At 32.8% G+C, this 19,392-nt stretch carries 16 protein-coding genes, 1 tRNA gene and 1 pseudogene; 4 read left to right on the top strand and 14 right to left on the bottom strand.

Annotated features, from left to right (window positions below; genetic code table 11):
• Nucleotides 1-55 precede the first annotated feature (55 nt).
• The 8 genes and pseudogenes from scpA to BWZ22_RS04230 form a co-directional block, all read right to left on the bottom strand.
• Nucleotides 56-2,178: pseudogene (scpA, locus tag BWZ22_RS04265) on the bottom strand (methylmalonyl-CoA mutase).
• Between the two features lie 122 nt (nucleotides 2,179-2,300).
• Nucleotides 2,301-2,945, bottom strand: coding sequence for a hypothetical protein (locus tag BWZ22_RS04260; RefSeq protein ID WP_076698216.1), 645 nt, complete (start codon nucleotides 2,943-2,945; stop codon nucleotides 2,301-2,303).
• Nucleotide 2,946: 1 nt separating this feature from the next.
• Nucleotides 2,947-4,305 (bottom strand): methylmalonyl-CoA mutase subunit beta, encoded by a 1,359-nt coding sequence (locus BWZ22_RS04255; RefSeq protein ID WP_076698215.1) that lies wholly within the window; start codon nucleotides 4,303-4,305, stop codon nucleotides 2,947-2,949.
• Complete coding sequence (locus BWZ22_RS04250; protein ID WP_076698213.1) at nucleotides 4,302-4,619, bottom strand: septum formation initiator family protein; 318 nt, start codon at nucleotides 4,617-4,619, stop codon at nucleotides 4,302-4,304. Before BWZ22_RS04250 ends, BWZ22_RS04255 begins: the two co-directional genes overlap by 4 nt.
• Entirely contained in the window at nucleotides 4,620-5,225 is a 606-nt protein-coding gene (udk, locus tag BWZ22_RS04245) for a uridine kinase (protein ID WP_076698212.1), read from the bottom strand.
• A gap of 64 nt (nucleotides 5,226-5,289) precedes the next feature.
• The gene (locus BWZ22_RS04240) at nucleotides 5,290-5,697 is read right to left on the bottom strand and encodes a cytochrome c (RefSeq protein ID WP_083692431.1); all 408 of its coding nucleotides are present in this window, start codon (nucleotides 5,695-5,697) and stop codon (nucleotides 5,290-5,292) included.
• 4 nt (nucleotides 5,698-5,701) lie between these two features.
• The gene (locus BWZ22_RS04235; protein WP_076698210.1) at nucleotides 5,702-6,829 is read right to left on the bottom strand and encodes a PQQ-dependent sugar dehydrogenase; all 1,128 of its coding nucleotides are present in this window, start codon (nucleotides 6,827-6,829) and stop codon (nucleotides 5,702-5,704) included.
• A 5-nt stretch (nucleotides 6,830-6,834) separates the two neighbouring features.
• Nucleotides 6,835-9,132, bottom strand: a complete 2,298-nt coding sequence (locus BWZ22_RS04230; RefSeq protein WP_232225230.1) for a TonB-dependent receptor domain-containing protein — start codon at nucleotides 9,130-9,132, stop codon at nucleotides 6,835-6,837.
• A 132-nt stretch (nucleotides 9,133-9,264) separates the two neighbouring features.
• Here BWZ22_RS04230 and BWZ22_RS04225 point away from each other — a divergent pair.
• Both BWZ22_RS04225 and BWZ22_RS04220 read left to right on the top strand, forming a co-directional pair.
• A tRNA-Pro gene (locus tag BWZ22_RS04225) sits at nucleotides 9,265-9,339 on the top strand.
• 217 nt (nucleotides 9,340-9,556) lie between these two features.
• On the top strand, nucleotides 9,557-9,739 hold the full coding sequence (locus BWZ22_RS04220) for an Arm DNA-binding domain-containing protein (protein WP_076698209.1): 183 nt from the start codon (nucleotides 9,557-9,559) through the stop codon (nucleotides 9,737-9,739).
• Between the two features lie 89 nt (nucleotides 9,740-9,828).
• Here the strand turns inward: BWZ22_RS04220 and BWZ22_RS04215 are convergent, their stop codons facing one another.
• Genes BWZ22_RS04215 through BWZ22_RS04195 form a run of 5 tightly spaced genes read right to left on the bottom strand, consistent with a single transcriptional unit; the run spans nucleotide 9,829 to nucleotide 13,298 of the window.
• Nucleotides 9,829-10,764, bottom strand: a complete 936-nt coding sequence (locus tag BWZ22_RS04215) for a transposase (protein WP_076697213.1) — start codon at nucleotides 10,762-10,764, stop codon at nucleotides 9,829-9,831.
• A 43-nt stretch (nucleotides 10,765-10,807) separates the two neighbouring features.
• A complete protein-coding gene (locus BWZ22_RS04210) occupies nucleotides 10,808-11,191 on the bottom strand; it encodes a hypothetical protein (protein ID WP_076697215.1) in 384 nt (127 codons plus the stop codon).
• Nucleotides 11,184-11,897: a transposase gene (locus BWZ22_RS04205; RefSeq protein WP_232225228.1), complete on the bottom strand. Its 714-nt coding sequence runs from the start codon at nucleotides 11,895-11,897 to the stop codon at nucleotides 11,184-11,186. The genes BWZ22_RS04210 and BWZ22_RS04205 overlap by 8 nt, the downstream gene beginning before the upstream one ends.
• A 38-nt stretch (nucleotides 11,898-11,935) precedes the next feature.
• Nucleotides 11,936-12,871 carry a transposase gene (locus tag BWZ22_RS04200; protein WP_076697213.1) on the bottom strand — a complete coding sequence of 312 codons (936 nt, stop codon included), beginning with the start codon at nucleotides 12,869-12,871 and terminating at the stop codon, nucleotides 11,936-11,938.
• A gap of 43 nt (nucleotides 12,872-12,914) precedes the next feature.
• The gene (locus tag BWZ22_RS04195; RefSeq protein WP_076697215.1) at nucleotides 12,915-13,298 is read right to left on the bottom strand and encodes a hypothetical protein; all 384 of its coding nucleotides are present in this window, start codon (nucleotides 13,296-13,298) and stop codon (nucleotides 12,915-12,917) included.
• Between the two features lie 241 nt (nucleotides 13,299-13,539).
• On the opposite strand from BWZ22_RS04195, the gene BWZ22_RS04190 reads away from it, so the two are divergent.
• Nucleotides 13,540-14,520: a site-specific integrase gene (locus BWZ22_RS04190; RefSeq protein WP_232225226.1), complete on the top strand. Its 981-nt coding sequence runs from the start codon at nucleotides 13,540-13,542 to the stop codon at nucleotides 14,518-14,520.
• Between the two features lie 183 nt (nucleotides 14,521-14,703).
• On the top strand, nucleotides 14,704-15,120 hold the full coding sequence (locus tag BWZ22_RS04185) for a hypothetical protein (RefSeq protein ID WP_157607904.1): 417 nt from the start codon (nucleotides 14,704-14,706) through the stop codon (nucleotides 15,118-15,120).
• A 227-nt stretch (nucleotides 15,121-15,347) separates the two neighbouring features.
• On the opposite strand, the gene BWZ22_RS04180 is transcribed toward BWZ22_RS04185, so the two are convergent.
• The gene (locus BWZ22_RS04180; RefSeq protein ID WP_076698204.1) at nucleotides 15,348-18,221 is read right to left on the bottom strand and encodes an NACHT domain-containing NTPase; all 2,874 of its coding nucleotides are present in this window, start codon (nucleotides 18,219-18,221) and stop codon (nucleotides 15,348-15,350) included.
• Nucleotides 18,222-19,392 lie beyond the last annotated feature (1,171 nt).

Genomic DNA, 19,392 nt, shown 5'->3' with positions numbered 1-19,392 from the left:
GTTATAGTCTTTATTTTGAACCAAAAACATACTTATAAAAGTGTGTTTTTGGTTTTTATTCATCTAATAAAATCTCTAAAATTTTAATGGCTGCATCGCTAATTTTTGTGCCAGGGCCAAAAACTGCAATAGCGCCTGCATCAAATAAAAATTGATAATCTTGTTTTGGTATTACGCCACCAACAATTACCATAATATCATCACGTCCATACTTTTTAAGCGCTTCAATTACTTGAGGAACTAAGGTTTTATGACCTGCGGCTAACGAAGAAATTCCTAAAATGTGTACATCATTTTCAATAGCTTGTTTAGCTGTTTCTTGCGGTGTTTGGAATAACGGACCAATATCTACATCAAAGCCAACATCGGCATAACTTGTAGCAACAACTTTGGCACCACGATCATGACCATCTTGTCCCATTTTAGCTATCATAATACGTGGGCGTCTGCCTTCTTGTTCTGCAAAAGTGTCGGCTAGTTCTTGTGCTTTTTTAAATGATTTGTCGTTTTTCATTTCTTTGCTATAAACACCAGAGAATGATTTTATTTGAGCTTTGTAACGTCCAAAAACTACTTCAAGGGCGTCGCTTATTTCACCTAAAGTAGCACGTTCTCTTGCGGCTTCAATAGCTAAAGCTAGTAAATTTTCTTCACCTGTTTTAGCGGCTTTGGTTAATTTTGAAAGTGCCTGTTGTACTTTTTTAGAATTTCTTTTGGCTTTAAGCTTTTTTAAACTTTCAATTTGTTGGTTTCTTACGGTTTGGTTATCAACTTCTAAGGTTGCTATAGGCGCTTCTTCTTCAAGTTTATATTTGTTAACTCCAACAATAATATCTTGATTAGAATCTATTCTAGCTTGTTTTTTTGCTGCAGCTTCTTCAATACGTATTTTAGGTATACCAGCTTCAATGGCTTTTGTCATGCCCCCAGTTCTTCAATTTCTTCAATTAACGCCCATGCTTTATGTGCAATATCATGGGTTAATTTTTCAACATAATAGCTGCCTGCCCAAGGGTCTACAGTTTTGGTAATGTGTGTTTCTTCTTGTAAGAATATTTGCGTGTTTCTTGCTATTCTTGCCGAAAAATCGGTTGGTAAAGCAATGGCTTCGTCTAAAGCATTAGTGTGTAAACTTTGTGTGCCACCAAAGGCAGCTGCAGTAGCTTCAATGGTGGTTCTGGCTACATTATTAAAAGGATCTTGCTCGGTTAAACTCCAGCCACTTGTTTGACAATGCGTTCGTAATGCTAACGATTTTGGGTTTTTAGGGTTGAATTGTTTAACAATTTTAGCCCACAGCATACGGGCCGCACGCATTTTGGCAATTTCCATAAAATGATTCATGCCAATGGCCCAAAAGAATGATAAACGTGGAGCAAAAGTGTCAATATCCATACCAGCTTCAAGTCCTTTTCTAATATATTCTAACCCATCGGCTAGGGTGTAAGCTAGTTCAATATCGCAGGTAGCACCAGCTTCTTGCATATGATAGCCCGAAATACTAATACTATTGAATTTAGGCATGTTTTTGCTGGTGAATTCAAAAATATCAGATATGATTTTCATTGAAGGCGTTGGCGGGTAAATGTAGGTGTTACGCACCATAAATTCTTTTAAAATATCATTTTGAATGGTGCCTGATAATAATTCTGGTTTTACACCTTGTTCTTCGGCAGCCACAATATAAAATGCCATAATGGGTAATACCGCGCCATTCATGGTCATGGAAACCGACATTTTATCTAATGGTATTTGGTTGAAAAGTACTTTCATATCTTCAACCGAATCAATGGCAACACCTGCTTTACCAACATCGCCCACAACGCGTTCGTGGTCACTATCATAACCTCTGTGTGTAGCTAAATCAAACGCTACAGATAATCCTTTTTGGCCCGCCGCTAAATTTCTGCGGTAAAAGGCATTACTTTCTTCTGCGGTACTAAAACCTGCGTATTGTCTAATAGTCCAAGGCCGGCGAACATACATGGTACTGTATGGTCCACGTAAATTGGGGGCTATACCAGCTACAAAATCAAGGTGTTCTATGTTTTCAATGTCTTCTTTTGAATAATTTGATTTTATGTTAATACCTTCAGCAGTATTAAAAGTTGAAACCTCAAACTTTTTATTGTTGTTTGGAGTTTTTATTTTGATATGTTGAAGGTTTTTTCTTTGCATTGTTTTTAAGATAATTTATTCAGTATAGCTTCCTTTTAAAGAAGCAAGTTTTTTGTTTTTAATTCTTAGCAGAGTTAACTACAAATTAGAATTAGAACACCTGCTATTACCAGTTATAGTTGTTAAGGTGTTTTGTTAAAATCTACTTTATTATCAGGTTTGTCAAAATTTATTTTTGAATAATCAATGTCAAATAATTTTGAATAATAAAAATCGAAAGCAATATAAGTAGCCAAATATTTGTCGTTTAAAGCATTTCTGTATTTTGTTGTTAAAGGCGCTCCAAAAAGTTTGGGGTCTAAATCGTTAACCGACAATAATGAATTAAAGGTTTCTTTTAAATTGTTGTCTTTTATATTTTTTGAAATACACTTTATTAGTGGGCTGTTGTAGTTTAAATGACTTTTTGTGTTTTCTGCATCCCAAAGCGTATTGTCGTCTTTTAGAGCTTTAAAAACATCTAAGGTGTGTTTTGATACTACACTTTCATAAGGAACATGGCTGTACACTACAGTTCTAATAAATTGATTGTATGCGTATGTTAAGGTAGGAGTTGAATTAGTAGCTCTTTTGTTTTTTCCGTAAAAATTTAAAATGTCATCCTCAAAAGCGTAAAGTGCTTCTTTGTACAGGTTTTCATTTGAAATTTCACAAGCTACGGTAGTTGGTTTGTCTGAATACTTGTAATTAAAATTTGAGTTTTGTTTTTTACAATTGAATAAAATAAGTGTTAATGTAAACGCAATAATTTTTACTGTTGTTTTCATTTTAATTTTCTTCTTTTAAACGTTGTTGTTCTAAATTTTCGGCTAATCGTTTTTCTATTATAGGTTCAATTAAAGTTTTTCTTTGGTATGTTTTTACAAAAGGGTAAAGCTCTAAATTACCCTTCATTTTATCTTTAGGGTTAGGGTGTTTATTAGAGCCTAAAAGAATTTCTTTTCCTGCATTAAATTGGTTTTGTTCTTTGGCGGCATATTCTTTAATTTTTCTTTGAACAGTGCCTACTTTTAATTGTTTTAAAAAACCACCATTAGATTCAATATTTTTAAATAAAGTTAAAGCTTTATCGGCTAATTGATTTGTGAGAGACTCTATATAGTAAGCACCATCTGCGGGGTTATTAACTTTATTAAAATAGCTTTCATGTTTTAAAATTAATAGTTGGTTTCTGGCTATTCTATCGCTAAATTCATTGTTTTTATGAAATATGGCATCATAGGGTAAGTTATTAATAGTATTAGCACCTCCTAAAATAGCACTCATGCATTCTGTTGTGGTACGCAACATGTTGGTATTGTAATCGTAAATTGTTTTGTTACGTTTAGTGGGGGTTGCAAAAATATGACAATTTGTATTGATTTGATATTCTGAAGCTAGCGTTTCCCAAAGTAGGCGTAAAGCTCTTAGTTTAGCTATTTCAAAAAAGTAATTAGAGCCTATAGATACATTAAAAATTACATTTGTAGTTTTATTAATATCTTTTAAATAGTTTAAGTATTCATTGGTATGTGCAAGAGTATAAGCTAGTTGTTGTACCATATTTGCTCCAGCATTTTGGTATAGTGAAGCATTAATACACAGTGAATTTGTTTGGTTAACTATGGTTTTAAATTCTAAAAAATCATCATTTAAATTGTTAAACCAATTACCAGTTTTTGCAAGATTTCCTATGACATCAACATTGATATAAAAATTTTTTTCTGTTGAAGTTTTTATAAGTTCAGTTACAAAATTTGGGGATAAAAACTGTAATTCAAAATGAATTTCGGTAGATGTTAAATGGATGTTTTTTAACAAACTTTCAATTGAAACATCTTTAGAAGGAATGATAAATTTTATACTATCTGCGCCTTTGTTTAGAGCGTTAATTGATTTTAAGTTTGATTTTTCTGTATTTGCAACAAAAATAGTTTCGCAAATTTTCCAATTGGTAGCTTTGGTATTTGAAACCGGAGGGAACGTTTTAAAATCATCAGAATGATAGAATGGTTTAACAGAAATATCATTGTTAGTGTGCCAAACAAGGGTATCATTATAATCAGCTCCTTTTAAATCGAACTGTATTTTTTGTTTCCATTGTTTAGCTGAAACTGAATCAAACTCTTTAAACAAAGTTTTACTCATTCTTCTTGTTTTAAACTATCTTCGTATTCTATTATAAAAATTTCTTCGTTATCGCGTTTCATGTAATATTCTTCGCGAGCAAACTTTTCTAATCCCTCTTCAGTGCTTAGTTCTTTTAAAATTTTATTGTCTTTTTCAATCTCTTTTTTATAGTATTCTTTTTCGTTTTCTAAATCTTTAATTTCAGTGTTTAATTCGTGGTGAATGACCCAAGAATTAGCATCAAAAAACAACATCCATATGGCAAATGCCACTAAAATAAGGATGAAAATGTTTTTAAATGGTTTAAAGAATTTATGTTTAAAAAGGTTCATTTACAATTTTTCGTTAATTATGGTACGTACAATATCAATGGCTACAGTATTGTATTTGTTGTTTGGAATAATAATATCTGCATATTCTTTCATGGGTTCAATAAACTGATCATGCATGGGTTTTAAGGTGTTTTGATATCTAGATAAAACCTCGTCTAAATCTCTACCGCGTTCTGCTATGTCTCGTTTTAATCGTCTTATTAAACGCTCATCAGAATCGGCGTGCACAAACATTTTTATGTCGAACATTTCTCTTAGTTCTGGGTTTGTTAAAATTAAGATGCCTTCTACTATCATTACTTTTCTTGGGTGTGTAATTATAGTATCACCAGTTCTATTGTGTTTAACAAACGAGTATACGGGTTGTTGTATAGGTTTGTTGTTTTTTAGTTCTTTTAGGTGTTTTTCTAAAAGGTTAAAATCTATAGAGCTAGGGTGGTCAAAATTTATTTTAATACGTTGGTCATAAGTTAAATGAGAGGTGTCTTTGTAGTAGGAGTCTTGAGAAAGAACTCCAACTTCGCCCTCAGGTAACTCGTTTAAAATTTGATTAACAACAGTGGTTTTACCGCAACCGGTACCACCTGCAATTCCTATAATGAGCATAAATTGGAAATTAATTGGCTTTTAACAAAGTTACTTAAATGTAAAATATTTTATAGCAATTGACTTATTTTTTAATTTTAGAGACTTCTTCTTCGGTAACTATTTTACTATTCTTGTTTCCCCAATTGTTGGTTATATAGTTCATAACATCGGCAATTTCATCATCACTTAAGCCCATAGGAGCCATTGTATTATTGTAAGTAATTCCGTTAACTATTATTTCACCTTCTTGCCCATATTTAATGCCCCTAATGCTGGCTTCTCTATTTTTTATGAGATAGTCTGATTTTGCTAATGGAGGAAATGTGTTTTTTACACCTTCGCCATTAGGCATATGGCAGTTTATACAAAAATCGTTATATATTTCACTGCCTCGTTCTATACTTTCTTGTAGAAGCGTTTCTTGTTTGTTTTGAGAGTTAATTATTGATACGGTAAAAATAGCTATTAGAAAAAGGAAAGTGTTTTTCATAGAATTAATTTTTTGGAACAATTTTTACAATACCGTGGTTTTCAATAGCAACATAAATATACCCATCTGGTGCTTGAATAACATTTCTAACTCTGCCTCCTAAGTTTTCAAATAACTTTTCGCGTTTTACCACTTTATTGTTTTTTAAAACAAGACGCTCTAAGTATTGAAATTTTAATGAGCCAACAAGTACATTGCCTTTCCAGTCTGGGTATTTATTAGAAGAAACAATAGCCATTCCGCTAGGAGCTATAGAGGGAACCCAATAGAACAAGGGTTGTTCCATACCTTCTTTTTCTGTAATATCTGTAAAAGGCGTGCCACTGTAATTAATACCATATGAAATAACAGGCCAACCATAGTTTTTTCCTTTTTCAATAATATTAATTTCATCTCCACCTTTGGGACCGTGTTCATTTACCCAAATGGCTCCAGTAAAAGGGTTTTTAACCATACCTTGTGGATTGCGGTGACCATAACTAAATATAGCTTTTTTAGCATTTTCTGTATTTACAAAAGGATTGTCTGTAGGGATGCTGCCGTCATCATTCAATCTGTAAATTTTGCCACAATCTCTGGTTATGTCTTGTGGGTTTACATCTCTATTTCCACGATCTCCAACAGAGAAATATAAATACCCATCATTGTCAAACTCAATTCTAGAACCCCAATGCTGTCCTTTTTTTGTATTGGGTTCTGCTTTATAAAGCAGCTCCATGTTTTCTAATTTATTATCAATTAGTTTAGCTCTTACTAGAGCTGTATTACCACCATTACCTTCTCCTTGAGAAGAAGCATGAGTCATGTAAATCCACCCATTATTTTTGTAATCGGGATGTAATTTAATATCTAAAAAACCACCTTGCCCCCTAACATAAACATCAGGAGTACCTTCAATATTAATTTTTTGTCCGTCTTTAAAGTGAATTAATTCTCCTGTTTTTTCTGTAATAAGCATGCTTCCGTCTGGTAAAAAAGCCATCCCCCACGGAATGTTTAAATCTGGAACTACCATTTGCGTGGTGTAGTTAGTATTTAAAGGAGTTTCGGCTTTTACTTCAGATTCTGTTTGTTGAGCACAAGAAAAGCAGGTAATTAATGTAGTTATAATTAAAATGTTTAGTCTTTTCATTTTTTTTAAAAAGTGTAATTTAAGTTAACACCGCTATAATAATTAACGGGATTTCCAGGGTAATAATACCTAGGTGTGCTACCACCAAAACTAGTTGCGTTAATCAAGATTTGTGATGCGTAATGCGTATCAAAGATATTATTTAAACCTATAAAAAGATTCATTTTTAAAGTTTTATTAAGATTTTTTTTGAAACCAATTTTACAATTAGTTAAGTTGTAACTGTCAGAATATAAGGTGTTACTATCTGTTATAGGCATTTTGCCAACGTGTTGAAAGTTGAGGTTGCCGTATATTCCAGAATTAGAATTAATATCAATTATGGCATTAAAAACTTCAGAAGGAACACCGGTTAAATCGTTATCCGAAAAATCATTATCATCATCAATAAATTCTTTAAATTTATAGTTGTTTAATGATAAGTTGGTTGAGATATTCATTTTAAATTTTTCTGTTGAAATTAACTCATAACTTATAGCTGCTTCTAATCCATCATGTTGAGTTTTTCCTGCATTAATACCAATATACTGATCCTCAGCAGTTCTTCTGGAAACTAATAAATTTTTAATACTTAATCTATATATTGAAGCATTAAATTGTAATCTGTTATTATAATTAGTGCCTTTGGCGCCTATTTCATAATTCCAGCCTGTTTCTGGGTTTAAATTGGTATTTATTTGTCCATTAGGGAGAAGTGTTTCGTTTAAAGAAATAGGGGAGAATCCATGGCTAATACTTGTAAAAATATTTAAGTGTTTTGATAGTGACTGTGATATTCCAAATTTAGGTGATACTATGGTTTTGTATTTAAAAGATCCGGATTGATCTGGATTATTTTGCGATATAGGAAAGTTATCTTTCAATTTATATGAAGTTTCATTTATATTAACTCCAAACAAGAGCGTAGTTTTATTAGAAATATCATAATTGGTTTCAATAAAAAAGTTGTAATAACTTCTTTTTTCTTTAAAATCAGATAGTTTATAGCCTTTAACACTTCCGGTATCAGGTGGGAAATCTTCATACAAATTTTCATAAGTGTCAGATTTAAGAGTGTCTTTAAATAGCTCAGTGCCAATAGTCCAGTTTAATGGATTATCTAATAACTGCGAATTACCTATTAGCCGACTTCTAATACCAATAGCAGAAGTTGTTTCTGATAAAATATTGAATGGTCTAGGTTCGTAAGTTTTTTTGAAAGATGAGAAAATACTTGTTGACTGTTTTAAGTTTGTATTATATTGGTGAAGCCATGAGAAACCAAAAACACCTCTTTTAGAATCTTCAAAACCCTTAGCGTTTTTCCAAGTAAATGCAGCAGATTTAGGATTGTTTAAAAACGCAGATTTGCTAATTGAACTAGGAATAAAAGCTTTTAAATTAACATAGCTAGCTAGAAATGATATCTCATCCTTTTCATTTATAAAATGGTTAGTATTTAAAGTAAACGTTTTTCTTTTGTATGTATTATTTTCTCGGTAGCCATTACTTTGGGTGTTGCTATAAACCACATTAATATTGTTAGTTTTTGAGCTTAAATTTAAACTCGATAAATTTTTAATTAAGCCAAAAGATCCAAAAGTGAAATTATTATCAACTGTTTGTTTATTAAAACGGCCTTGTTTCGGGATTAAATTTATGGTACCTCCTAATCCAGCACCATAAATGCTAGAAACAGCCCCTTTTATAATTTCTAATCTAGATATAGTACCTAGCTCAAAATCTTCAATATTGGTCTCTCCGCTGCCATTAGTTAGAGGTATGTCTTTAAAAAAGGCTCTTATTTTTGAAGTGCCATATGGGGTTCTAGAACCAATACCTCTAATGGTAATTCGGTTGGTGTTTAAAGCACCCGTTTGCATAAAAACACCTGGTGTTTGGTTTAATATTGAAACGGGATTTATATTGTTTGAGCGTTCAATTTCTTTTAATGAAATGATATTGATTGATGCAGTAGACTTTTTTAGTTTTTTAGGAATGTGATTGCTAAAAACGACAACTTCATTTATTTGATTTGGATTTAGGCTTAGTTGTATTACGTAATGTGAACCCATTTTAAGAGTAACCAAATTACTTATATAACCAACTTTATTGAATGAATATGTGCCAGATTCAGTTAATTGAAAATAACCATTTTGGTTAGAAATAACGGTTTTTTGTGTTATAACGTTAGTTATTTTAACCGAAGGTAATCTTATATTATTGTCAGAATCAATAATGCTTCCAGTTATTTTTAATTGGCAATAACCATTGAAATAACTTATAATGGAAAGAAAGAAAATTATTTTTTTTAACAGAAGCAAGATTTATACAGAGTTTATGAAATTATAAAAGTATTGATTTTAATATTATTTGTAAGTGAAATATTTTCATAAAAGATTCTTTGTAATTAAGAAAAAAAAGTATATTTGCACCCCGCTACAGAAAATATTACTCGGGGTGTAGCGTAGCCCGGTTATCGCGCCGCGTTTGGGACGCGGAGGTCGCAGGTTCGAATCCTGCCACCCCGACAAAATTGATTTATTGAAAACTAAATAAACATTAAATAAATGATTTTCAGGAATTTAATGTTTATTGTTTTCAATTGATTTCATACGAATCCATTGCTAAAGATGTCCTATAGGGTGTCCTATTCAACTGGGATGAATTTCGTAAATTGTCTTTCCTACGGGACTTACCAGAGATTTGACTTTCACTTTAATCATTGTTTAACTAAAGTGAAACGTAATGAAAACCACAAAATCATTCAGTATTGGCTTTTGGCTGAAAAAAACAGCAATCAAAAGTGACGGACAAATTCCTATTTATGCACGTATCCGTGTCGATGGAAAAAGCGCGGACATCAGTGTTAAGCGTACAACGGATCAAGTCCAAAATCTGGGTTTTTACCATTTTAAGAATATAATTTAATCAAGCGATATAAGAAGTATTCCGTATTCCTGACTCCCCTAAATTGAGATCTAAAAGGGATCAAGTCCAAAATCTGGGTTTTTACCATTTTAAGAATATAATTTAATCAAGCGATATAAGAAGTATTCCGTATTCCTGACTCCCCTAAATTGAGATCTAAAAGCCTTTACTTTGGCATTAAAGGATTCAGCTGAAGCATTAGTACTTCTGTTTATAAAATAGTTGAGTACAGAGCGGTAATTTAAAGTAATACTATTGGCTACCGTTTGGAAGCTCTTAAATCCAGACTCCTCTACATCTTTGTACCAGTGGGCTAGTTTGGTGTAAGCTACTTTAATATCTATGGCTTGGTTAAAAATATTCCTCAAGCCTTGAACAAGTCCATAAGCTTTCTTTAATTCTGGGTATTCATTAAACAATATCTGTCCCCTCTCTTTCTGATTTGGAGTCCATTTATCTGGGGATTTATACAGTAGATATCTACTCCTGGCCAGGAGTTGTTTTGAGCTATCACCATTAGAAAAAGTTACAGGTTTAAATTCTTTGTCGGCAGCTCTAGATAGCTTTATCTGTTCATTTTCTTGATCCAAAGCTTCCCATCGGTATTTGATACGAAGATCTTGGAGCGCCTCTATTGCCAGCTTCTGTACATGGAACCTGTCTGTTACTTGGATGGCTTTCGGGAAACATTTAGTGGAGATCGTTTTCATAGAGTTAGCCATGTCTAAGGTAATCTCTTTCACTTTAGCACGCTTCTTTGCTGGGATCTTCAAGAGTTGTTCGATAATAGGCTCCACTTTAGTTCCGTGGAATATCCCAACTAAAGCCCCTTTCTTTCCTTTGGCCTTCTTATTGGTAATGATGGTATAGAGCTCTCCCTTGGACAGCGCTGTCTCATCAATGGATAAATAAGAACCTAAGTTTTCAGGGAAAACAAGCCACTGTTTAGCATGACTCTTATGCTCCCATTGCTTAAAATCACTTAAGTGATCCTTATAATGTCTTTGAAGCCTTTTTCCGGACATACCATACTGGTGCCCAAGTTGTTGGCTGCTCAGAGCAGTATTATCAGTCGATTTCTTTTAAAAAAGCAGCAAACTCTTTTGATATTCGAGTTCCCTGTGCAATAAATTCATCCCATTCACGACTTACTTTAATCCTCTTTTTATCAAGTAGAACGTCCCAACGCCTTCGTTTAAGATTTAATGATAGTAGATTGTCTCGAACGGGATAATCCTCGATTATTCGAGGCTCCATGAAGCCACTGGCTTTATACTTGCAATCCTTGTACTTAGATGGTATTTGTTTTTTCTCCTCCAAATATATCGTTAGACGGTTCTCATATAAAACATGCTTTATAGGCTTCTTATCGAATCCAACAATATCAAAATACTCTAATATTCCTTCTGGTAATATTAAACTTAATAAGGATAACTCAGTGTCTTTATTCATCAATATAATTTAAAGTACAAAGAAAATTATTTTTCTCTTTAGACCCAACTTTTGAGATTGATCCTCTAAAAGCCTTTACTTTGGCATTAAAGGATTCAGCTGAAGCATTAGTACTTCTGTTTATAAAATAGTTGAGTACAGAGCGGTAATTTAAAGTAATACTATTGGCTACCGTTTGGAAGCTCTTAAATCCAGACTCCTCTACATCTTTGTACCAGTGGGCTAGTTTGGTGTAAGCTACTTTAATATCTATGGCTTGGTTAAAAATATTCCTCAAGCCTTGAACAAGTCCATAAGCTTTCTTTAATTCTGGGTATTCATTAAACAATATCTGTCCCCTCTCTTTCTGATTTGGAGTCCATTTATCTGGGGATTTATACAGTAGATATCTACTCCTGGCCAGGAGTTGTTTTGAGCTATCACCATTAGAAAAAGTTACAGGTTTAAATTCTTTGTCGGCAGCTCTAGATAGCTTTATCTGTTCATTTTCTTGATCCAAAGCTTCCCATCGGTATTTGATACGAAGATCTTGGAGCGCCTCTATTGCCAGCTTCTGTACATGGAACCTGTCTGTTACTTGGATGGCTTTCGGGAAACATTTAGTGGAGATCGTTTTCATAGAGTTAGCCATGTCTAAGGTGATCTCTTTCACTTTAGCACGCTTCTTTGCTGGGATCTTCAAGAGTTGTTCGATAATAGGCTCCACTTTAGTGGATCAAGTCCAAAATCTGGGTTTTTACCATTTTAAGAATATAATTTAATCAAGCGATATAAGAAGTATTCCGTATTCCTGACTCCCCTAAATTGAGATCTAAAAGCCTTTACTTTGGCATTAAAGGATTCAGCTGAAGCATTAGTACTTCTGTTTATAAAATAGTTGAGTACAGAGCGGTAATTTAAAGTAATACTATTGGCTACCGTTTGGAAGCTCTTAAATCCAGACTCCTCTACATCTTTGTACCAGTGGGCTAGTTTGGTGTAAGCTACTTTAATATCTATGGCTTGGTTAAAAATATTCCTCAAGCCTTGAACAAGTCCATAAGCTTTCTTTAATTCTGGGTATTCATTAAACAATATCTGTCCCCTCTCTTTCTGATTTGGAGTCCATTTATCTGGGGATTTATACAGTAGATATCTACTCCTGGCCAGGAGTTGTTTTGAGCTATCACCATTAGAAAAAGTTACAGGTTTAAATTCTTTGTCGGCAGCTCTAGATAGCTTTATCTGTTCATTTTCTTGATCCAAAGCTTCCCATCGGTATTTGATACGAAGATCTTGGAGCGCCTCTATTGCCAGCTTCTGTACATGGAACCTGTCTGTTACTTGGATGGCTTTCGGGAAACATTTAGTGGAGATCGTTTTCATAGAGTTAGCCATGTCTAAGGTGATCTCTTTCACTTTAGCACGCTTCTTTGCTGGGATCTTCAAGAGTTGTTCGATAATAGGCTCCACTTTAGTTCCGTGGAATATCCCAACTAAAGCCCCTTTCTTTCCTTTGGCCTTCTTATTGGTAATGATGGTATAGAGCTCTCCCTTGGACAGCGCTGTCTCATCAATGGATAAATAAGAACCTAAGTTTTCAGGGAAAACAAGCCACTGTTTAGCATGACTCTTATGCTCCCATTGCTTAAAATCACTTAAGTGATCCTTATAATGTCTTTGAAGCCTCTTTCCGGACATACCATACTGGCGCCCAAGTTGTTGGCTGCTCAGAGCAGTATTGTCAGTCGATTTCTTTTAAAAAAGCAGCAAACTCTTTTGATATTCGAGTTCCCTGTGCAATAAATTCATCCCATTCACGACTTACTTTAATCCTCTTTTTATCAAGTAGAACGTCCCAACGCCTTCGTTTAAGATTTAATGATAGTAGATTGTCTCGAACGGGATAATCCTCGATTATTCGAGGCTCCATGAAGCCACTGGCTTTATACTTGCAATCCTTGTACTTAGATGGTATTTGTTTTTTCTCCTCCAAATATATCGTTAGACGGTTCTCATATAAAACATGCTTTATAGGCTTCTTATCGAATCCAACAATATCAAAATACTCTAATATTCCTTCTGGTAATATTAAACTTAACAAGGATAACTCAGTGTCTTTATTCATCAATATAATTTAAAGTACAAAGAAAATTATTTTTCTCTTTAGACCCAACTTTTGAGATTGATCCCGTACAACCTTGGAAACCCATTGGTGTTCGGAATCTTCAAGACTTAATTCACGGGTTAAGGGCGCACAGAGTATAAACTTGTATCTGGATGATGTTTATGCCGATTTAATGGATTGCCATAGACAACTCTATTCTGAAGGTCGCCCCATAACTTCCCAAAAAATTAAACTCCGTTATTTGGGAAAGGATAAGACTTTTGATAAGCTATCCGATATTATAATCTACCACAAGGAAGTTGAAGCTCCAAAATTATCACAAGGCACTTTAAAGAACTATGGAGCAACGGAAAAGTATCTTAAACGGTTTATAGAACACCAATATAAAACCAGTGATATCCAGTTGAATTTTATCGATTACCTCTTTATTGTAGATTTTGAAAATTATTTAAGAACCTGTAAACCGCTAAGGTCTTCACAGCCATTAAATAATAACGGTGTTATGAAGCATATGGAGCGCTTTCAAAAGCTCATCAACATTGCTGTTAAGTTTGGGTGCTTTACTACTAATCCCTTTAATCTGTATAGTTTAAGGTATGATGATTATGACAGCGCTTTTCTGGAATTAAAGGAGCTGAACAAGTTAAGGTCAGTTAAATTAAAGGAGCCAGGTTTGCTACTTGTAAGGGATTTGTTCATGTTTTCTTGTTATACAGGTCTAACCTATACCGAGGTTGAATTGCTTAAAAAGGATGATATAGTAGAAGGTGTTGATGGTGATTTATGGATTGATATCAAGCGAAAGAAAACCAAAACAACAGTAAAAGTCCCTTTGTTATCCCAAGCCAAAGAAGTCTTGGAGCGTTATGCTAATTATCCAAACCAAGTTAACCAAAACAGACTTTTACCCGTAATTTCCAATCAGAAGGTAAATAAATATCTGAAAACCATTGCAACTGTAGCAGGTATTAATAAGCATTTGACGTTCCATGTAGCCAGGCATACCTTTGCAACAACGATTACTTTGCTTAACGATGTCCCATTTGAAACGGTGTCTAAACTATTAGGGCACACTAAATTGTCGACTACTCAGAGGTATGCCAGAGTAGTTGAAAAGAAAATAAGTAAGGATATGGGGAAATTAAAAGATGTTTTACATAGGGAGGAAACTAAAATTGCTTCAATACCAAAAGGAAAAAATGCTTATCTACGTATTGTGTGAAAATTTTTTAATGAGTGAATTGTAGATTTTAGAAAATAATTGTTTTGTTTTTATGTGTTAATATTTGTAGCAAAGACTGCATAAGAATATTATTTTTCGAATCTATCACTAGAATGGATAAATGATTTGTTTATATTCGTTTTTAAATAATTTAATATGTGTGCAAAATCCAAAAGACCTCACTTGTCCGAAACTGAAACAGAATGGGATAAGTTTTGGAAAAACTTCTGGTCTGGAACTAAACCTGTAATAGAATCTTCTTGGTGTCAACACGGGCGTATTAATCAAGGTGTTAAAACCAAGATTACTAAAGTTATAAACATTATCATTTCTCACCATAATAGTAATTTTAAGATTGGAAAAACAGGAGATTCTTATATAAGAACCGACCAAAAGGATTATAGAAATGACTATCATTATATGTATCTGCTTTATAAATCCACAAGCAAAGATTTTGTTTCGTATTTAGAAGAATATTACATAGCAAAGTATTTGGTTTCACAACCAGTATTAATCCAAAACAAAAGGGTAAAAGCGCCTGGCAAGAAAATGTATTCTTATGACGGGTTTTATTATTTATATCTAGTTTGTGCAGATTAAACATAATGCTCTAACTTTTTTTAACTTTCCCATAAATGATGACACTATCCTGTAGGGGCTTAGTTTGGAGTTAGGTGCGCCAGACCGTTCTGGTAGGTAGCCATTATGGGATAGTGTCATAAAGAAAAATAGCCCTATCTTTTTTTGACGAGGCCATTTTTCAGAAGGTACCTACCGAGCTGTTGTAGCCTTACTCAAATTGTGTGATGAAGTAGGGGTATAATCAATCAGCCTATGTAATCAACCTCCTTATTGGTTATTTTATCAATTTGATTAAAAAGTTCAATGAAATTTTTGAATATTTCAGGGTTATTTAGAGTTCTAATGTATTTTGAGAATTCTTTTTTCTTTTTGTCTTTTATTTTGAAAATGTTCTCATTAAAAGGTGTTTCTTCAAGCATATTTTGATCTTTTAAAACTTGAATATCAAAATAATGTTCTATTTCAAAAAGGTTATATTCCTGCTCCTTAATTAGATAGAAATCTAATTCACCAGGAACAGGAAGACAAAGACCAAAAATATTATGTGAAATATGTTTTTTTACTGTGTCTTTAATTAGTGTAGGAAATATATTTTCTTTTAAACTCCTAAACTCTTGAAGCCCTGAAGCATCGTGGTCAAAGACACCAATTACAAAATTTTTATTATCTAGGATAGGTTTGATTGCATTCAATGATTTTGAGACTTCTTTGGCTCCGCCAGATATATTACCTGCACTTGAAATACTCCAATAAGGCAAGCTGCCATTAGTTAAGCAATAATAAGCATGTTCAATAATTTCAGCGTCGGTTTTCCCTTCTACAATTAATTTAATATCTCTGTCGGCTTCAATTGAGTCTAAATTACTAAATCTAAGTTTTGCGGCTGGTAGTTTTATTAAGGTTTGTACTGGTTTACTGATTTTATGTAAATAATCTTTTTTTAGTTCTTGTTTGATTGATTTGTACTTTTCTTTTCCTAAGATGTTTAAGCTGAAATCTAATAAAACATACAGAGAAGGCTGTTTTAAAATGTCTTTGTTTTCTATTATTTCATATAAAGCATCTGGATGGTTTATTCTTTTGGAGTCTAAGGTTAAGGCAAGTTTAATTGCTTTGAAAGCATCAACGTTTTTTTGACTAGTTTTGAAATTTTGAATTATTTCATTGAAAGCTAAAACCAAAGGGTCTTTTACTGTTAATGAGTTGAAATTCTCAAAGAAATAGAATAAATTCATTAATTGTAAAATAGGAATATTGTAGTTTTTAAATAAGGAAGAATTATCAGAAGCTAGCTTAGTTGTGGTTTCATATGTATTGATGCTCAGGTCTAAAGCCTTTAAAATAACATCCTTTCTTAAAATGTTATCTGTTTGGTACAGGGCTTGTAATAAATATCCAGCACCTAAGATGCCCATAAATGAATCTTGTAAAGCGGTAGCCTTGTTTAATGTAAGAAGCACTTTTTCTAAAAACTTAGGTAAATCTTTAGATTTACCAGCATAAAATATAGCTGCATTTTGCCAGTTATGTTTTAAGAAGTTCTCGGCAAGTAAATCTTCTTTTTCTCTTTGATGTTTAAAAATTTCTAAGGCAGAATAGTATTCTAAATAAGAATCATGGCTAAAATTAATCCATTTATTATCTTTGAATATAAGAATACCAGTATGTTCGATTAAATATTCAAGAACTTCTTCAAGCGTCCCCTTTTTTATAGGTAATGTTTTTTCTTTAAAATAGTCGCTGAAAAATTTAATAAACCCTTCTTTAGTTAATGGTTTGTTATTTTCTATTTCAAGTAAATGCAAGGCATAAAGAGATAAAATTCTTTCTTTAAAAGAAATATCTATAAACTCAATTCTACTATTTACATTTGCTCTTCCTATAATTAGGGAGTTGAAATTATCATATATATCAGCTATTGTCGCTGGTATTTCTAGATTGTTTTCTTCGTATAGAATAGAAATAAGAGAAAGAGTTAGAGGTGTAATAGGCATTCTTTCTATAATTCTGTTTTCTTTTAAAGCATCAATTAGATTTTCAGCCTTATTACTGTCTGATGTGAAAAATTTTGAAACAAATTTTTTAATTTGATCATTATTAAATTTCTCTATGTGGAAGATTTTTATGCCATTTTTTTCAATTAATGATGATACCTTTTCTGAGTTCCTAGTAGCAAGAATAAACTTAATTTGTTTTTGAGAAGATAATTCAGTTAGGTCTTTTAATATTGATTTTTGGATGTCTTTTTCTAGTTCATCAATGCTGTCTATCAGTAACGTTATTTTATAATTTTCATAAAAGCCTTCATTTACTTCAAAATTTAGCGAAACTTTCCTTTCTAATAAATTCTTAATGTTGTAATCATTTTCGAAAATTTCCGTGGTACTAAAAAAAATTGGAAGATTTCTATTTTTATTATCCGTATTATTAAAGATTAAATTTTCTCCTATTTTTTTTAATAATGTAGTTTTACCAGTTCCTGCATCTCCAGAAATAATGTTATTGTTTTTATCATTTATTAAATAGTCGAGGCCAATTTTTTTTCTTACTGGTGTGTTGGTAGATTTATCTTCATAGGTATAGTAGATTCTTGGTTCGATAAAAATATCTAATAACTTTTGGTATTTATCATTGAATATTTTTAATTTTTTAATTTCTGTATCTTGAATAGTTGTGGAACAAAATGCCTTTTCATATTCAATCAAGTTTAAATCGCTATGCTTCCAAAAATCCTCATAATTTTCGTCAATTAATTGAATAAGGTCATCTCTCCCTATGAAACTAACTGAGATATTTTCAATAGATCCATTGATTTTAGATTTTACCCCGTTTGAAATATTATTCTTGGAAATTATATAATAGCTATTAGCTTTTAAATCTATTTGGATTTCCTTAAGTTCATTTGTTATTTTTTCCTCTTCTATGTTTCCTGATAATTTTTCGTTAAATAAAATAAATATATGTTCATCATTAGTCAATGGTCCTTTAAGGATTGATTTTATAATATTATTCTTAATTGAATTAATTTCTGAATAGCCTAACCTTGATATTAGATTAGAGATACATTCATTTAAATCAACTAATGAAAGATTATTAATTTTATTGATTTTATTGTTCATTACTTATTTAAAATTTTTGTTTACGATAAATGTACTGTTTATAATTAAAAATTGCTATCGTAATATTGTTTCACTATTAAAAATATTTAATCAATAGAATTCCTTGAGGCTTGACTTGGGGGTAGCAAAGGAAAAACATCAAAAAACTGATGGTTTTTCATAATGCTTTGAAAAGCGTATATTCCTAAAGTGAAAGATGAACATATGTAGGAGTCATAACAAAAGATTGTTGTCGTGCCTTTTAGTTTTTCCTTTGAAATACATTTCTTGGGGTCTGATTATTTGTTCTTAGAAGGCTTTTAGATTAAAGTAGGTTAATTATATCTTATTTAATGAGTAGGTGGTTTTAAGCCGTTAATTTTATTTGGGCGTACCACCACTTGCATTTTTTTGAAGGTAAAATGCAAGCGGGTCGGGTCATCCACTATATCTTTTATGGTTTTAAGGAACCACAAAAGGATGCCGCTGCTGCCCCTCACGCTAGAGGCATGTAGTAATTTGTAGTTTATATCGTATTCTCAGTACATTCCCCTATATTCCGCTAAGCTCCATTTCGGGAAAAGCACTTCACAAAACCATCTTGAACACAAGCTTAAAACCAAAAGTGTATTTAATTGCTACGGAATTTCGATTTTAAGCCAGAGCCCGCTGCCGCTGCTTAGCCCTCATAAAAAAGTAAAGGGTGAGTGTTTTAATCTAAAAACATAATAAGGAAAGCCAGCTCCGGCATTTTCTTGACCGCCCTGTCGGCAAAGTCTTCTCGGGACTTTGTTCGCCAGTTCTCAAAAATACCACAGCTGTCAAAGCATTTTAAGGGGTTTGTAATGTTTGGGGCCTTTATTGGTTTTTGGTACATCAAAAACCAGGCATAGCCCAAGGCGCTTCTATCATGAACCGCCATGCCGCCCTTTGCTCAACTTCCCGTACGCGCAGGCCGCCATGGGTTCCATGAGAAGGCCTAAGGCTATTGTGGAACCTGTCAAGACCATGTAAATTTTATAAAAACTTAAGGTTTCTACTTCCTTGAAAATCCGAGGATTTTGCTACGTCGCAGACACTCCTGAACTTTTGATAAAAGTCTTGACAAAACCCACCCCAAACATGGTCCTCTTTTAGAGAGAACTGAACAAAGCACCCCTTAAAATTCAAGTTCAATTGAAATCAAAACAAG

Origin of the sequence: Seonamhaeicola sp. S2-3, assembly GCF_001971785.1 — a bacterium.
Taxonomy (GTDB): Bacteria; Bacteroidota; Bacteroidia; order Flavobacteriales; family Flavobacteriaceae; genus Seonamhaeicola.
Note: the sequence above shows the minus strand (reverse complement) of the source record. Positions and strands in the feature narration are given on the sequence as shown.

What these genes read in the sequence shown, in the direction of transcription:
- BWZ22_RS04240 (WP_083692431.1), bottom strand. Translation starts at nt 5,697, where the DNA reads ATGAAAAACACTTTCCTTTTTCTAATAGCTATTTTTACCGTATCAATA.
- BWZ22_RS04255 (WP_076698215.1), bottom strand. Translation starts at nt 4,305, where the DNA reads ATGAGTAAAACTTTGTTTAAAGAGTTTGATTCAGTTTCAGCTAAACAA.
- BWZ22_RS04180 (WP_076698204.1), bottom strand. Translation starts at nt 18,221, where the DNA reads ATGAACAATAAAATCAATAAAATTAATAATCTTTCATTAGTTGATTTA.
- BWZ22_RS04220 (WP_076698209.1), top strand. Translation starts at nt 9,557, where the DNA reads ATGAAAACCACAAAATCATTCAGTATTGGCTTTTGGCTGAAAAAAACA.
- BWZ22_RS04195 (WP_076697215.1), bottom strand. Translation starts at nt 13,298, where the DNA reads ATGAATAAAGACACTGAGTTATCCTTGTTAAGTTTAATATTACCAGAA.
- BWZ22_RS04210 (WP_076697215.1), bottom strand. Translation starts at nt 11,191, where the DNA reads ATGAATAAAGACACTGAGTTATCCTTATTAAGTTTAATATTACCAGAA.
- udk (WP_076698212.1), bottom strand. Translation starts at nt 5,225, where the DNA reads ATGCTCATTATAGGAATTGCAGGTGGTACCGGTTGCGGTAAAACCACT.
- BWZ22_RS04250 (WP_076698213.1), bottom strand. Translation starts at nt 4,619, where the DNA reads ATGAACCTTTTTAAACATAAATTCTTTAAACCATTTAAAAACATTTTC.
- BWZ22_RS04200 (WP_076697213.1), bottom strand. Translation starts at nt 12,871, where the DNA reads ATGTCCGGAAAGAGGCTTCAAAGACATTATAAGGATCACTTAAGTGAT.
- BWZ22_RS04215 (WP_076697213.1), bottom strand. Translation starts at nt 10,764, where the DNA reads ATGTCCGGAAAAAGGCTTCAAAGACATTATAAGGATCACTTAAGTGAT.
- BWZ22_RS04235 (WP_076698210.1), bottom strand. Translation starts at nt 6,829, where the DNA reads ATGAAAAGACTAAACATTTTAATTATAACTACATTAATTACCTGCTTT.
- BWZ22_RS04260 (WP_076698216.1), bottom strand. Translation starts at nt 2,945, where the DNA reads ATGAAAACAACAGTAAAAATTATTGCGTTTACATTAACACTTATTTTA.